General features: G+C 66.7%; 15 protein-coding genes and 1 tRNA gene. 6 read left to right on the forward strand and 10 right to left on the reverse strand.

Translation table 11 applies throughout. The annotated features are described in order from the left end of the window. Positions 1 to 11: 11 nt before the first annotated feature. Together secE and ACIP90_RS15430 are read right to left on the reverse strand one after the other, a co-directional pair. On the reverse strand, positions 12 to 296 hold the full coding sequence (gene secE / locus ACIP90_RS15425; RefSeq protein WP_400580316.1) for a preprotein translocase subunit SecE: 285 nt from the start codon (positions 294 to 296) through the stop codon (positions 12 to 14). 80 nt (positions 297 to 376) lie between these two features. After that, positions 377 to 449, reverse strand: a tRNA-Trp gene (locus tag ACIP90_RS15430). A 294-nt stretch (positions 450 to 743) separates the two neighbouring features. Here ACIP90_RS15430 and ACIP90_RS15435 point away from each other — a divergent pair. Further along, complete coding sequence (locus ACIP90_RS15435) at positions 744 to 1961, forward strand: pyridoxal phosphate-dependent aminotransferase (RefSeq protein WP_400580318.1); 1218 nt, start codon at positions 744 to 746, stop codon at positions 1959 to 1961. Between the two features lie 105 nt (positions 1962 to 2066). Here the strand turns inward: ACIP90_RS15435 and ACIP90_RS15440 are convergent, their stop codons facing one another. Next, a complete protein-coding gene (locus tag ACIP90_RS15440) occupies positions 2067 to 2756 on the reverse strand; it encodes a LuxR C-terminal-related transcriptional regulator (RefSeq protein ID WP_400580319.1) in 690 nt (229 codons plus the stop codon). Then, on the reverse strand, positions 2753 to 4207 hold the full coding sequence (locus ACIP90_RS15445) for a PspC domain-containing protein (RefSeq protein ID WP_400580321.1): 1455 nt from the start codon (positions 4205 to 4207) through the stop codon (positions 2753 to 2755). Before ACIP90_RS15445 ends, ACIP90_RS15440 begins: the two co-directional genes overlap by 4 nt. A gap of 124 nt (positions 4208 to 4331) precedes the next feature. Between ACIP90_RS15445 and ACIP90_RS15450 the strand changes: the two genes are divergently transcribed. From ACIP90_RS15450 to ACIP90_RS15470, 5 genes are all read left to right on the forward strand, one after another. Further along, on the forward strand, positions 4332 to 5984 hold the full coding sequence (locus tag ACIP90_RS15450) for a PspC domain-containing protein (protein ID WP_400580323.1): 1653 nt from the start codon (positions 4332 to 4334) through the stop codon (positions 5982 to 5984). A 1-nt stretch (position 5985) separates the two neighbouring features. Continuing rightward, the gene (locus ACIP90_RS15455) at positions 5986 to 6288 is read left to right on the forward strand and encodes a hypothetical protein (protein WP_400580325.1); all 303 of its coding nucleotides are present in this window, start codon (positions 5986 to 5988) and stop codon (positions 6286 to 6288) included. Between the two features lie 3 nt (positions 6289 to 6291). Further along, positions 6292 to 6546 (forward strand): PspC domain-containing protein, encoded by a 255-nt coding sequence (locus ACIP90_RS15460; RefSeq protein ID WP_400580326.1) that lies wholly within the window; start codon positions 6292 to 6294, stop codon positions 6544 to 6546. A 191-nt stretch (positions 6547 to 6737) separates the two neighbouring features. Then, positions 6738 to 7763: a 6-phosphofructokinase gene (locus ACIP90_RS15465; RefSeq protein ID WP_400580328.1), complete on the forward strand. Its 1026-nt coding sequence runs from the start codon at positions 6738 to 6740 to the stop codon at positions 7761 to 7763. A 157-nt stretch (positions 7764 to 7920) separates the two neighbouring features. After that, positions 7921 to 8637: a GNAT family N-acetyltransferase gene (locus tag ACIP90_RS15470; RefSeq protein ID WP_400580330.1), complete on the forward strand. Its 717-nt coding sequence runs from the start codon at positions 7921 to 7923 to the stop codon at positions 8635 to 8637. Between the two features lie 10 nt (positions 8638 to 8647). On the opposite strand, the gene ACIP90_RS15475 is transcribed toward ACIP90_RS15470, so the two are convergent. The 6 genes from ACIP90_RS15475 to ACIP90_RS15500 all read right to left on the reverse strand — a co-directional run bounded on the left by ACIP90_RS15475 (position 8648) and on the right by ACIP90_RS15500 (position 14274). Continuing rightward, on the reverse strand, positions 8648 to 10177 hold the full coding sequence (locus ACIP90_RS15475; RefSeq protein WP_400580331.1) for an MFS transporter: 1530 nt from the start codon (positions 10175 to 10177) through the stop codon (positions 8648 to 8650). A 54-nt stretch (positions 10178 to 10231) separates the two neighbouring features. After that, positions 10232 to 10654: an ankyrin repeat domain-containing protein gene (locus tag ACIP90_RS15480; RefSeq protein WP_400580333.1), complete on the reverse strand. Its 423-nt coding sequence runs from the start codon at positions 10652 to 10654 to the stop codon at positions 10232 to 10234. Then, on the reverse strand, positions 10651 to 11736 hold the full coding sequence (locus ACIP90_RS15485; RefSeq protein ID WP_400580335.1) for a YgfZ/GcvT domain-containing protein: 1086 nt from the start codon (positions 11734 to 11736) through the stop codon (positions 10651 to 10653). Before ACIP90_RS15485 ends, ACIP90_RS15480 begins: the two co-directional genes overlap by 4 nt. An 87-nt stretch (positions 11737 to 11823) precedes the next feature. Continuing rightward, positions 11824 to 12546 (reverse strand): flavodoxin family protein, encoded by a 723-nt coding sequence (locus tag ACIP90_RS15490; RefSeq protein WP_400580337.1) that lies wholly within the window; start codon positions 12544 to 12546, stop codon positions 11824 to 11826. 149 nt (positions 12547 to 12695) lie between these two features. After that, positions 12696 to 13325 carry an FABP family protein gene (locus ACIP90_RS15495; RefSeq protein ID WP_400580338.1) on the reverse strand — a complete coding sequence of 210 codons (630 nt, stop codon included), beginning with the start codon at positions 13323 to 13325 and terminating at the stop codon, positions 12696 to 12698. 169 nt (positions 13326 to 13494) lie between these two features. After that, entirely contained in the window at positions 13495 to 14274 is a 780-nt protein-coding gene (locus tag ACIP90_RS15500; protein WP_400580340.1) for a permease, read from the reverse strand. Between the last annotated feature and the right edge of the window lie 299 nt (positions 14275 to 14573).

Consider the following 14573-nt stretch of genomic DNA (forward strand, 5'->3'; position numbering starts at 1 on the left):
ACCGATCGCCCTTAGCGGTCCGAGGGGGCCGTACCGCCGAAGACCCAGCTCACCGCGGTGCCGAAGCCCAGGTCCAGCAAGGTGACGATGACCATCATGATGACCACGAATACCAGCACCACGAGTGTGTAGTTGATCAGTTCCTTGCGGGTCGGTGCAACGACCTTCTTCAATTCGCCGATGACCTGGCGGACGAAGAGTGCGATTCGAGCGAAGAAGCCGCCCTTGGCGGCGTTCTTTGCGGGGCGGCCCTTGGAGCTGCTTGCAGCTGTTTCGGTCACCTGGTCCTCACTCATCCTCGCAATGTCGGATTACCCGGCTCTGAACTGAACCATGGTTGCTGCGCTTGCTCCGGCTTCCGCCGGAACAGCTTGCGCAGGGCAGACAGGACTCGAACCTGCAACCTGCGGTTTTGGAGACCGCTGCGCTACCAATTGCGCCACTACCCTATGGACCAACACTGATCCCTGTGGGTCGAAAACTGATTCAGGCCGCACTCGATCCCAGAACTCTCCTGAGGCGCACGTCATCATCGTGTTTTCAACACCGGAGAACTAGTCTACGCAACAACTTCGCTCACGTCGAACCAGCCTCGTTTCGGTCCGTTCTTCGGCGGCGGCATCCCACTGCCAAGCAGTCACAAACCCGTGCCCCACCTCGAACGATCCGGTGAACAGCATAGAGTAGATTCCGTCGAATTCCACCATTCAGCTATCGAGCTGCAATCGAAGAACGGACCCGCCATGTCTGCCGCCCGCGTTTCCCAGCGCATTTCCGCCATTGCCGAATCCGCCACCTTGGCTGTCGATGCCAAGGCCAAGGCGCTAAAGGCGGCCGGCCGGCCCGTGATTGGCTTCGGCGCAGGCGAGCCCGACTTCCCCACCCCGGACTACATCGTCAAGGCTGCCATCGAAGCCGCAGGCCAGCCGAAGTACCACCGTTACTCTCCTGCCGCCGGCCTGCCGGAGCTGAAGAAAGCCATTGCGGAGAAGACCTTCCGGGACTCCGGCTACAAGGCCGATCCATCCCAGGTGCTGGTCACCAACGGCGGCAAGCAGGCCGTCTACAACACCTTCGCCACACTGGTTGACCCGGGCGACGAAGTGATTGTCCCCACACCTTTTTGGACCACCTACCCGGAAGCCATCCGGCTGGCCGGCGGTGTGCCCGTGGAGGTCTTCGCCGGACCCGAGCAGGACTACCTCGTCACCGTGGAGCAGCTGGAGGCGGCCGTGACGGACCGCACCAAGATCCTGCTCTTCGTCTCCCCTTCCAACCCCACCGGTTCCGTTTACTCCCCCGAACAGGTCGCCGAAATCGGCAAGTGGGCTGCTGCCAAGGGCCTCTGGGTGGTCACCGACGAGATCTACGAGCACCTTACCTACGACGGCGTCCCGTTCACCTCGATCGCGACCGCGGCCCCCGAACTCGGCGACAAGGTCGTCATCCTCAACGGTGTGGCCAAGACCTACGCCATGACCGGCTGGCGCGTGGGCTGGATGATCGGCCCGGCCGACGTCATCAAGGCAGCCACCAACCTCCAGTCCCATGCCACGTCCAACGTGTCCAACATCCCGCAGATCGCTGCCCTCGCCGCCGTGTCGGGTCCGCTGACCGCCGTCGATGAGATGAAGGTGGCCTTCGACCGCCGCCGCAAGGCTATCGTGGCCGGCCTCAACGCCATTGAGGGCATCGAATGCCCGACGCCGAAGGGCGCCTTCTATGTCTACGCGGACGTTCGCGCCCTGCTCGGCAAGGAGTTCCCGACGGCGAATGGTCCCGTCCGCCCTGCAGCGTCGGCCGAACTCGCGGCACTGATCCTGGACGAGGTTGAGGTGGCCGTGGTTCCCGGCGAGGCCTTCGGCCCCTCCGGCTACCTTCGCCTGTCCTACGCCCTCGGCGACGACGACCTTGCCACCGGTGTTGCCCGTCTGCAGGACTTCCTGGGCAAGGCTCAGTAGCAGACGCTCCCGCACTTTCCGCAAGAATTACACAGACGCTCTCTCACCCCCGGTGAGAGAGCGTCTGTGGTTAACCGGCAGGAAGTGCGGGAGCGTCGGGGTTGGTTAGAGCAGCCGGCGCTCCGCGGCCCACTTTGTCAGTTCGTGCCGGCTGGAGAGCTGCAGCTTCCGCAGCACCGCCGATACGTGCGTTTCCACGGTCTTGATGGAGATGAACAGCTCCTTCGCCACCTCCTTGTAGCTGTAGCCGCGCGCGATGAGCCTCATGACCTCGAGTTCCCGGGCTGAGAGCTTGTCCAGTTCGTCGTCGGCAATGTCGGCGGGGGCAGTACCGAACGCATCCAGGACGAAGCCGGCGAGCCGTGGCGAAAACACGGCGTCGCCGCCGGCCACCCGGAAGACGGCGTCTGTGATCTCCGCCCCGGAAATCGTCTTGGTCACATAGCCGCGGGCTCCGGCACGAATCACGGCGACCACGTCCTCGGCGGCGTCCGACACGCTGAGCGCCAGGAACTTCGTGGTGCCCAGCAGCGCAGCTGAGCCGGCGATGACCTCCCGTCCGCCCCCGCCCAGGCCGCCGGGGAGGTGCACGTCGAGCAGCACCACCTCGGGCCGGGTGCGGGCGATGACCTCGATGGCCTGCTCCACGGTTCCCGCCTCCCCCACGACGATCACCCGCGAATCGAGGTCGGCCTTCAGGCCAGAGCGGAAGATTGCGTGGTCGTCCACGATCACCACCCTCACGGTTCCGTCGTGGCCTCCTGCCTGTGGCCCGTTCGCTGCCGGCGTGCTCATGGCTTTCCTTCCCCGTCTCCAGCCACGGCGGAAGGAAGCTTCAGGCGAACCTCCGTGCCGTCCGGGCTGCTGTTGATGTCGGCGGTGCCGCCGTGCCGTTTCATCCGGCCAATGATTGATTCGCGGACGCCCAGCCTGTCTTCCGGGACGGCCTGCAGTTCGAATCCTGCGCCGCGGTCCTTCACGAAGACTTCAACGCCGCCGTCGGACACCTCAAGGTACACGGAGACGGGACCGCCACCGTGGCGGGAGGCGTTGAGCATGGCCTCGCGGCTGGCCTGGACCAGGGCCTCGTGCCGGTCGGTCATCGCCGTGTCGCCCACGCTCACCACGTCCACCGCGTTGCCGAGGCCGTCCTCGACCTCGGCAGCGGCAGCCTTAATCCGGTCAGAGAGCTGGCCGGGCTCCTTGGCCGGGTCCTTGAAGAGCCAGCCGCGGAGTTCCCGCTCCTGTGCCCGGGCCAGCCGCACGACGTCGTGCTCGTTGCCGGCGCGGCGCTGGATCAGGGCGAGGGTCTGCAGCACGGAGTCGTGCAGGTGGGCGGCGATTTCCGCGCGCTCGCTCTCGCGCACCCTGCCGGCGCGTTCGGTCTCGAGGTCGCGCCAGAACTTCAGGCCCCACGGCAGCAGCACCAGCGCCACACCGCCGAGCACCGCCACGGACGCCAGCAGCGCCAGCCAGGTCTGTTCCCAGGAGCCGGAGCCGGACACCATCACGAGCACGCCTGCCACTACGAGCGCCAGCCCGGCGGCCAGCCGCGCCCAGCCGCCCGCCTGGTCCGCCTTGGTCTTGTCCACCAGACCGGCGCGGCGTGTCTCGTCGAGCTGCATCCAGGCGATGGCGGCACCGCCGAGGATGGCCGCGGCGGGGATGAGCGTCCCCAGCGGGACGTCCGCACCGAGCAGCCTGGCAATCAGGATCCCTGCCACCAGCAGCAGGCCCGAACCAAGCAGTATTTCCTTGCCATAGCGCATGCTGCGCACCCGGAACCAGGCCCCCGTGCCTCCGGCGGCGATGCCCTCGACAGCCGGGCCGGTGGCCCCGGGCCCCGGGCCGGCCGGCGTCGGCTGGAAGGAGGTTCCGGCGTCGTACGCTGCGGACGGGAAGGCGGCCGCGGAAGGTTGGGGGACGACGGCGGACTGGACTGCGGGATCGCCCGCCATGGGGCTGGTCACCGCGGGCCCGCTCACTGCGGGGCCGCTCACTGCCGGTGCAATGGGCGACGCCGGGCGCTTTGCGTTCCGCCGGGCGGCTTCGTCTGCGGTAGGAACCATGATCCAGAGCCACGCATAGAAAACGAGCCCCGCGCCGCCGGCGAGCGCGGCCACGGCCATCCCGAGGCGCACCATCCGGACCGGCCAGCCGAGGTGCGCTGACAGGCCGGAGCAGACTCCGGCGATCACGCGGTCGCTGCTGCGGACGAGCGGCGGGCGGACGGGAACGGTGGTCATGCATCAATCCAAACACGGATCAGGGTTTCGGGGACCGCATTCCGGCCCGGACCAGGGGCCAGTCAGGGGCGGCTCAGGGTACTCCCCAATAGAGGCGGAGACCCTGGAACGGCAGTATCGAAGTATGAACTCGCAAAACCCAAATCCCTCTGATGGGCAACAGCCCTCTGACATGTCGGACGACCAGACTCGTCCCCTTGAGGCATCCAAGCCATCCCCGCCGGAGCCGTCCGCTGACAGTCCTGCCGACGGTCCCGCCGAACCCCGGCACGAGGCCACGACCGGCCCGCAGACAGAGCCCCTGCTCCCTCCGCACGACACCCACGGCCTTCCCGGCGGCCGCGGCGGATCCGGTGGTCCTGCCGCCGGCGGTCCTGCCTTCGGCACGGGCTATGGCCAGGCGCCCCGGCAACTGGACTTCTTCGACTGGATCCGCAGCCACGGCGTATACCGCGGACCTGACCGCTGGATCGGCGGCGTCTCGAGCGGCATCGCCGAGCGGATGGGCATCGATCCACTGATCGTGCGGGGCATCTTCATCGTGCTGACCCTGTTTGCCGGCATCGGTGTCGTGCTTTACGGCATCGGCTGGGCGCTCCTCCCGGAGCCGGACGGCCGGATCCACACGCAGGAAGCAGGGGCCGGCCGCTGGACCAGCGGCATGACGGGCGCCCTGGTCACCACGGTTATCGGCTTCACGGGCATGGGCGGCGGTTACTGGGGCTGGGGCCGCGATGGCTTCGGCTTCTTCTGGGCGCTGTTCTGGATCGGCGGCCTCGTTTACCTCATCTACTTCCTCACCCAGCGCAACAGAAAGCGCACTGGAGCAGCCATGAACCACACACCGGCGGACAGCAGCTCCGCATATGGATACACAGCCACCGGCGGCTCCCCCGCCGACGGCTCTGCAGCCGCGTTCGCTGCGGGGACGCCAGCCGCGTCGACGACGTACGGTGCGGGGCCGGCGTCGGAACCCCACCCGCCGTACGCGCCCAACAGCCCGTACGCCCCCAACACCCCGTACGGCACCCAAACACCGTACGGCGGCGCCGGCCAGGGGCATGTCCCGCCGTACGGCGGCGGCTTCGGCAGCGTACCGCCGCGCGGACCGGCACCGGTGCCGACACCCGTTCCCGCACCGAAGTCAAAGCCGGCAGGCCCTGGCGCCCCCGCCGTCGCCATCACCGCAGGCCTCGCGTTGCTGGTCGGCGGCTCGCTCAAAGCGCTCGACGCCGGAAACGTGATTGATCTGGGCGATTCCGCGAACGCTGTAGTTTGGGCCAGCGGCGCTGCCGTCCTCGGCCTCGGAATCCTGCTGGCCGGCCTCCGAGGCAGGACCTCCGGGATCCTCGGCTTCTTGGCCGTGGTCGCCCTGGTCGTCGGCGGCATCTTCAACTCGGTTGCGAACGGTGACCGCTTCCGCTTCCAGAACGCAGACTGGAACCCCGCGAGCATCGAGCAGGCCCGCGACGGGTTCCAGATCACCGGAGGACGGGGAACCGTTGACCTCACCGGACTGAACCCGGCCGCGCCGCTGCCCGCCGACGTCGTCGTCCCCATGGACGTGACCGCCAGCAACGTCACGGTCATCCTGCCGAGGACAGTGCCGGTGGACGTCCGGGCCGACATGACGCTCGGGAACCTGCATGAAGGCACGAACCACCGCGGCGGCATCACCTCCAGGCAGAGCAGCTACAACACGGACAGGCCCGGCGCCCGGCTGATCCTGCAGATCGACGGCACGGTCAGCACCATCACCATCCAGGAAGGAAACTGACATGAGCAGCTTCGACCCCAAACCGGACCCCTCCTCCACGCCCGGCACCTCCAAGGCCCCGGATCCGCTGACGGCCGAGCAGGGTGAGCCAGCCCCCGATTCGGCACGCGTCGGGACCATCGTCTGGGGGCTCGTGGTTCTCGCGCTGGCCGTCCTGATCATCGTCTCCCAGCTGGGGATCGTGGTCCTGAACGGAACGTACGTCCTGATCGGGCTCATGATCGGCGCCGGCGCCGCCCTGGTCATCGGCGGGCTGCTTTCAGCCCGCCGACGTGACAATGGCCCCACAACCGGGAAGGCTTGAGGCATGGAAAAGTTCTACAGCATCGTCAGGGGCCTCGGCCTGAAACGCGGTCCGCAGCGTTGGCTCGGCGGAGTCTGCGGCGGGATCGCCGACAAGTTCAATGTGGACGTCGCCTACGTCCGGATCGGTTTCCTCATCTTTTGCCTCCTGCCCGGTCCGGCTGTGGTGTTCTATCTGGCGGCATGGCTGGTCCTGCCGAACCAGAGCAACGTCATCGCCCTCGAATCCTTCCTCGAGAAGCGCGGCAAGCGCTCCTGACGGACGACGGCGGCCGACCGGTTCAGTGCCCCTGCTCCACGGAGCAGGGGCACCTCTGCTTAAGCCGAACGCCCCCGGCGGGCACTGCATGTCATCGTTTGTGTCCTCGACCACACTGCCCACTAGAATCTAGGTGAGCTCAGCGTGGCGCTCTGCCCGTATACCTTCGAACCAGGATTTGAGCCGAAATAATGAAAATTGGAATCCTCACCAGCGGCGGCGACTGCCCCGGACTGAATGCCGTGATCCGCGGTGCGGTCCTTAAGGGCATCGCCATCCACGGCCACGAATTCGTGGGGTTCCTCGACGGATGGCGCGGCGTGGTCGAGGGGGACATCATCCCGATCCCCCGCACGCTCGTCCGGGGCATTGCCAAGCAGGGCGGCACCATCCTTGGTACCTCCCGCACCAACCCGTTCGAGAACGGCGGCGGACCGGAAGTCATCAAGGCCCACATGGACCGGCTCGGCATTGACGCCATCATCGCCATCGGCGGCGAAGGCACCCTCGCGGCCGCCAAGCGCCTCACAGACGCCGGCCTGAAAATCGTGGGCGTTCCCAAGACCGTGGACAACGACCTCGACGCCACGGACTACACGTTCGGTTTCGACACCGCCGTCCAGATCGCCACCGAAGCCATCGACCGTCTGCGCACCACCGGAGAATCACACCACCGCTGCATGATCGCCGAGGTCATGGGCCGCCACGTCGGATGGATCGCATTGCATGCCGGCATGGCCTCGGGCGCCCACGCCATTTTGATTCCGGAGCAGAAGGTCAGCATCGAGCAGATCACCAAATGGGTGACCGAAGCCCATGACCGTGGCCGTGCGCCGCTTGTGGTGGTAGCCGAGGGCTTCGTGCCGGAACACATGGAGTCCCCGCACTCCGAACGCGGCCTGGACACGTTTGGCCGGCCGCGGCTGGGCGGCATCGCCGACCAGCTCGCCCCGGAAATCGAAGCCAGGACCGGCATTGAAACCCGCGCCACCATCCTGGGCCACATCCAGCGCGGCGGCGTTCCGTCCGCCTTCGACCGGGTGTTGGCCACCCGCCTTGGCATGGCCGCCATCGACTCAGTGGTCGAAGGCCGCTGGGGCACGATGGTGTCCCTGAACGGCACCGACATCGACCACGTCGGCTTCGAAGCGGCCCTCGGAAAGCTCAAGACCGTCCCGCAGCACCGTTACGACGAAGCCGCGGTCCTCTTCGGCTAACCCGCCGCTCCTGCCCGCCGCTTCCCGCGGCGCGAACCGGCAGATAATGCCCTCTTCCCTGACTTTTGAGGGCATTATCTGCCCGTTCGCGCGTCCCCGGAAGGGCTTAGGTGTCCATTCGCACTTCGTGGGCGGCGCGTGTCGGTAGGCTGGAGTCATGAGCCTTGAGTCCCACTCCGCCGCCATCATTCAGCTGGCCTGGGCACGCCGGCTGGGGCTCGACGACGGCGCTTTCGCCAGCGCACTGGAAACCGGCGAGCGTATCACCCGGGCGGACGATTCGGCCCGCTCCGTGGAGTTCGTCCGCCTGTTCGGCAGTTCCGCGCTTGTGGGGCCGCAGTGGGCCCTGGACGCCGCCGCCGGAATCGCCGATGAGGAAATGGCCCAGCACGTGACGCTGCTGACCATCACACGGCAGCACGGCGGCCACGGCCAGGGCTCTGCCGCGCTGTTCTTCGCTGACGACCTGCCGCTGCTGGAGCTCTCGGGGGAACTGACCGTCTCCCACGGGAATCCGGAGGCCATCGAACTGGAGGGGCTGTGCCCGCCTGACGACGTCAACGAAGTGGGGCTCTCAGACCTCGAAAACCGCTATACGATCCTGCACCGTGAGGATGGCCGCACCGTGCCTGTGGCCTGCGGCGCGTACTCGGAGTGGGAAGGGATTCTGGCCCACATGGGCGTGCTCGTGGCACCGCGGTGGCGCCGCCGCGGCGTGGGGTCGCTGGCAGCGTCGATCGCAGCCCACGAGGCGCTCGCATCGGGGCTGACGCTGCAGTGGCGCACCGACGTCAGCAACAAGGGCTCACTGGCCATTGCGCGGAGCCTGGGTTTCGCTACGGGCGGCATCGAGACCAGCGTGCTGCTGGGCTGAGGCAACGCGGCTAGGGCGACTTGGCCGCTGCCGTTTCCGCAGCCGCCGGCTGCTGCCCGCCCCAGCCGTGGACCGGATTCGGCCGGGCGAAGAAAAGGGCCACCGCGGCGCCCAGCACGATCACGGCCGCAGGCAGCATGATCGACTGGCCCATCGCTGTCGAGAATCCCTCGTGGAGCGCCTCGGGCAGCCGGCCGCCGAAGCTCATTGCCTCGCCGCCCGGCCCGCCCGCGCCGGCCTCCCCTGGCGCGCCGGCGGCCGGAAGCTCGGCCGCGAGCCGGGCCTGCATGAGGACAGCAATGGCCGCACTGCCGAGGACGGCGCCGATCTGCCTGGTGGTGTTGTACACGCCGGCCCCGGCACCGGCCTGCCGCGGCGGCAGGTTGCGGGTGGCCGTGGAACTCAGCGGAGCCCAGATGCCCGCATTCGCGAAACCAAGCAGGGCACTCGGCAGCAGGAACAGCCACACGGGGGTGTCCGGGTGCATGAGGGCAGAGTTCCAGAACAGCGCCACTGCCATGAGCAGCAGCCCGGCGGAGGTGAGGTATTTCGGGTTCACCCGGTCAATGATCCTGCCGACCACCGGGGCCAGGCCGCCGGAAATCAGCGCCATCGGCACCATCATCAGCGCCGACTGCGTGGGCGTCATGCCACGCACCATCTGGTAGTAGAAGACCAGCGGCAGCCCGAAGGCCGTAACGGTGAACCCCACCGTGGTGATCCCGATGTTGGCGAGCGAGAAATTGCGGTCCTTGAAGAGGCCCAGCGGCAAGAGCGGTTCGCCTTTGTTCACGGCCTGCCAGCCGACGAAAAGCGCCAGCACCACGATTCCGCTGATGATCAGCCCCCAGACCGTCACGGGCCCGGCAATGGTGCCCCAGCTGTAGGTCTCGCCCTCCTGGAGGCCAAACACCAGCAGTAAAAGCCCGACGGCGCTGAGCACCACGCCGGGAACGTCGAACCTGTGCGGATGGGTCGTCAGGGACGGCACGAAACGCCAGGCGAGGATGAATCCCACGATCCCGATCGGGACATTGATGAAGAAGATCCACTCCCAGCCCAGCCCGTCCACCAGCACGCCTCCGAGGATCGGACCCACCAGCGTGGCCATGCCTGCGGTGGCACCCCACAGCCCCATGGCGGCTCCACGCCGGTCCGGCGGAAAGATCCGGGTTATCACGGCCATGGTCTGTGGCGTCATGAGTGCAGCACCGAGACCTTGAAGGACACGGGCAGCGACCAGCATCTGGACACTGCCGGACAACCCGCACCACAGCGAGGCAACGGTGAAAACGACGAGTCCGGACAGGTAAAGGCGCTTGGGCCCGAAGCGGTCCCCCAGCCGCCCGGTGATGAGCAGCGGCACGGCATACGCCAGCAGGTAGGCGCTCGTGACCCAGATGACGGCGGTGATGTCCGTCCGCAGTCCCTCCATGATCCGCGGATTGGCCACGGAAACGATGGTGGTGTCGATCAGGATCATGAAGAATCCGATGACCAGAGACCAGAGGGCAGGCCACGGCCTGCTGACGTTTTCCAAAAAGAATTCCTTTAGGTGCAGGCGGCTGCTGGGTGCTGGGCCGGCGGTGAGTGCCTAAGCCAGCAGGTCCTGGATGTCCTTGCGGGCGAACATGTCCGCCGCAGCGCGCGCCGAGGGGGTTCCGGCGTCGGGATTGGCGCCGGCGTCGAGCAGTACCCGGGCCACGTCCGTGTAGCCCTTGAAGACCGCGCCCGCCAGGGGCGTCTGTCCGCGCCCGTTGGCCTGGTTCGCGTCCCCGCCGTGGTACAGGATCAGCTGCACAGTCTCGGCATGCCCGTGATAGGCCGCGAGCATGAGCAGCGAGTCCCCGGCGGCGTTGGTGAGCGTGGCGGGGGCACCGGCGTTGAGGTAACTGCGGAGCATCTCGGTTTCGCCGTTGCGTGCGGCGTCGAAGAGCCGGTGCGCGAGTTCGAGCGTCTCCTCGTCCATCCCGGCGGCGGTGCCGCCCGGGGAGTGCGGGTCCGTCTGGTCTGTCATTTGTGGGTCCCCCTCAGGAATCCGGTCTGCCGGCCAACCACTTGCCCGGCGTCGGGAGCCACGATTACTTCCTGCGCGGCTGTGTACGGCTCTTCACCGTCCATGACAGTCAGTATTTCATCCGGCCCGACGGAACGCTTTATGACCGCCAGTGCAATGGGACCCATCTCGTAGTGCTGGGCCACGGACGTGACAGTTCCCACCTTGCGCTCGCCCACGAACACGGGGCTCCCGGCCTCCGGAATGGTGTGCTGGGAGCCATCGAGCTGCAGGAACACGAGCCTGCGCGGCGGGTGGCCCAGGTTGTGCACACGGGCAATGGTCTCCTGGCCCTTGTAGCAGCCTTTGGCCAGGTGGACGGCGGTCCGGAGCAGGTCCAGCTCGTGCGGGATGGTCTTGTCGTCCGTTTCGGCCCCGAGCCGGGGCCGCCAGGCCGCGATGCGCAGGGCTTCGGATGCCGAGACTCCGGCCAGCGGCCGGTGGGCCACCGTTGCTTCCAGCTCCGCGGCAGGGACCAGGTATTCAAACCAGGGACGCTCTGCGCCGGGATGGGTGTCCTCGCCCACTACCGAATAGGCGTACCCACCGGCGCCGACGTGCGGCCAGGGGTCCTGCCAGACCTTCAGGGCGGACCATTCCGGCACGGCCCGGGTGGATCCCAGCACGGCCCAGTCATCCGAGACGTCCGCGATTTCCACACGCAGCATGAACTTCATCTTGTTCAGCCACTCTGCGAGCGGGGCAGCCTCGGCGGCTTCCACAATGAGCCAGGTGGTCCCGCCGTCGTCCACTACCCGGGCGTCAAATTCGATGCGGCCCTGCACACTCAGCAGCAGCAGCTCGCTGGACTCACCGGGCTGCAGGTTGGTGACCTGCTGGGAGGAGAGCGTATTGAGCCAGCTCAGGCGGTCGGGTCCGCTGACGGTCACCACGCCGCGGTGGGAAAGGTCGACGACGGCGGTCCCGGCAGCGAGGGCGCGCTGTTCGCGCAGCGGCTCACCATAGTGGGATGCGACGCCGGAATCGGCGCCGCCCGCTTCGACGGCTCCAGGGCGCGACAACAGAGGGCTCTTGATAGTCATATGAAGGGAACGTCCTTGGCTAGGTGGGTATTCCGGAGCAGCGAATCGGTGCACCCCGGCTCGGTGGGGTCCGGCGTCCCGGCCCGCTCAGCGGTATTCCGGGTTTTCGAAACCGAACTTCGATCCGGCCTTCCATTCTTCCGGAAGGTTGCCGTACGCGGGAATCCCGCCGGCGTCCTTGAGAGTCCGGGCCAGATGCAGGAGATTCCACGTCATGAACGTGGTGTTTCTGTTGGTAAAGTCACTCTCCGGCCCGCCGGACCCCTCGTCGAGGTAGCTGGGCCCGGGACCAACCGGGCCGATCCAGCCGGCATCAGCCTGGGGCGGAATGGTGAACCCTATGTGCTGCAGGCTGTAGAGGACATTCATCGAGCAGTGCTTGATGCCGTCCTCGTTCCCGGTGATCAGACAGCCGCCCACTTTCGGATAGAACGCCCACTGGCCCTTCTCATTGAGCTGCCCGGAGTGTGCGTAGAGGCGCTCGATAAGCTTCTTGGTCTGGGATGAGTTGTCACCGAGCCAGATCGGCCCGGCGACCACCACGATGTCGGCCTCCTGCACCGCCGGGTACAGCTCGGGCCATTCGTCGGTCTCCCAGCCGTACTCCCGCATGTCGGGGTAGACGCCGCTGGCGATGTCATGGTCCACGGTCCGGATCAAGCGGGTGGCCACCCCCCGCTTTTCCATAATGCGGCGGCTGAGCCGGATCAGCCCTTCGGTGTTGCTCTTTAGCGGGGAGCGTTTGAGGGTGCCGTTGAAGAACAGCGCCTTGAGGTCGCTGTAGTCCGCCGGGGCTTGGGCTTCATCCATGACGTGCTCCCTGGGTTGCATCGGGCAGAGGGTCAGAGACCTCAGGCCAACGTAACTGACGGAAGGCGCTTCGAACAGCAGCGAATATCGGCCCCGACAACCGGCCGGAGCCGGGACGTCAGTGCTCTAAGGGGACGTCAGCTCGAGGATCAGGAGACACGTTTCAGGAACGCCGAGGCGTGTGCTTCCAGACCGTTGCCCGGCTCCGACGACGTGGCCGAGGAGGCGCCGCCGGTGGCAACATCCCACCGCCACAGCAGGTTCCCGTCCACCAAACCGAAGATCCGGGTGGCCGCGCTGTAGTCCTTCGAGTGGCTCCCCCGCATCACCATGTCGGTGCTCAGCTGGATCTGCGGCCCCTTGATCTGGCCGTAGTACAGCTCCGAAATCCCGCCCGGATGGGAGATGGACACGGAGATGTCGAATCCGCCGTCCTTGTTCCGCAGCGCCTCCACCTCGTCAGCGCTCTTCAACGCCGGCACGATATCCGCGGGAATAAGCCCGGGACCGCCGTCGGCATCCAGCTGTTTGCGCTCAAGCGCCCAAAATCCGGTCTCGACCGTGAGGGGCCGGAGTTTGGTGCCGTCCTCGTCGGTCAGCCAGCTTTCTGCACGGTACTGCAGGTACGGCAACCCGTTATGGGTGAACGAAACGTGCTGAAGAAAATGCTCAGACCCTTCGTCGCCTGATCCGAGCCGTCCGAGGCCCTCCCACTCACCAATGAGCCAGGACAACGGGACCAGTTCGGGAGTCAGGTCTGTGGGTATCTCGATAGGCACAGCTGTTACCTCTTGAAGCAGCTAACAGGGAAGTGGTTCTACTTCTGTCCCTTGAACAGGCGGTAGACCACATAGCCGGCAAACCAAGCCATGGCAAGGCTCGCGATGCCGAGCAGGACAAGGAAGAAAATTTCATATGCAAGTACGGACATGGTGCCATCCTAACGCGTTAGTAGATGAGTAGTTTGTCTATGAAGTAGGCAAGTGATCCAACTGCCGAAACGGGCGCCAGTCCCATCCCCAGGGCAGCCGGAAAGTTCAGGGGGACACTCCGCAACGTCACGAGCCGCCGGAAGCTGACGAGCACCGACCCCACCACCACACCGAAAACTGCGGCGGGCAGCACGGCGACGTCGGAGAGAACGAGCCCGGCCAGCGGCCCGGCAAGTCCTGCCAGAATGATCCCCAGCGGAGCGACGATGCTGTCAGGCCAGCGGATCAGGCCCGTCAGCAGGGCAACCGCAGCGCTCACACCGGCCACAAGCATCATTTCCTTGACCCCGTTGAACCGGGCCCCGGCGATCCACCCTGCACCCAGGCAGGACAGGAGAACGCCCACACAGCAGCCCAGCGTTGATTCCAGCCGTTGCGCCTGGCCCGTTCCGCGCACGATTTGGACGAGGAATACGGACATGACCCCCAAGGCGATGAATCCGGGCGTCCAGTCAAGGTAGCCGGGCGCGGGAACGGTGGCCGCCGCCACGGCCGAACCGGCGCCCGAGAGCCCGATCACCGCCGCGAGTGTCTTCTTGGCCGGGATGCCGAGGTAATGCGGCCAGCCCAGGCCAACGGCCAGGGCAACCACCACGGCCACAGCAAGCAGGACATCCGGCGTCCGGTAAATGCTGGCGATGATGACGGCCAGTCCGGCGAGGCCGATGACCCCGATGCTCCAGGACCCCACGGCGGCCCCGGAAGGCGCGGCAGCGCTCATCTCAGGCGCGGCCATCGCGTCCTCCTCTTGACTCTGCACTCAACTTCGCTGCGTCCTCATCTGCCTGTGCCTTGACGGGCTGGCCGTCGGGCGGGCGGTGCCGTCGGCGGGTTGGGCCGTTGACGGGCTGGGCTGGAGCCCTGACGGTTCAATCCTGCCCTATGTGACTGCCATATGTCGCAAATGAGGCGCGTTGCAGGCGTGAATCAGTGTCGGCCAGAGAGCCGTTGGGTATACTCAAAGCTCAGCTACGCTTCCCGCAGGGAAAATGGAGACACTGGCCCGCCAGCGTGTCCGCGCCTCCTGCGGCCAGC

The organism is Arthrobacter sp. NPDC093139, from assembly GCF_044754165.1.
In the GTDB taxonomy this organism is placed as follows: Bacteria; Actinomycetota; Actinomycetes; order Actinomycetales; family Micrococcaceae; genus Arthrobacter.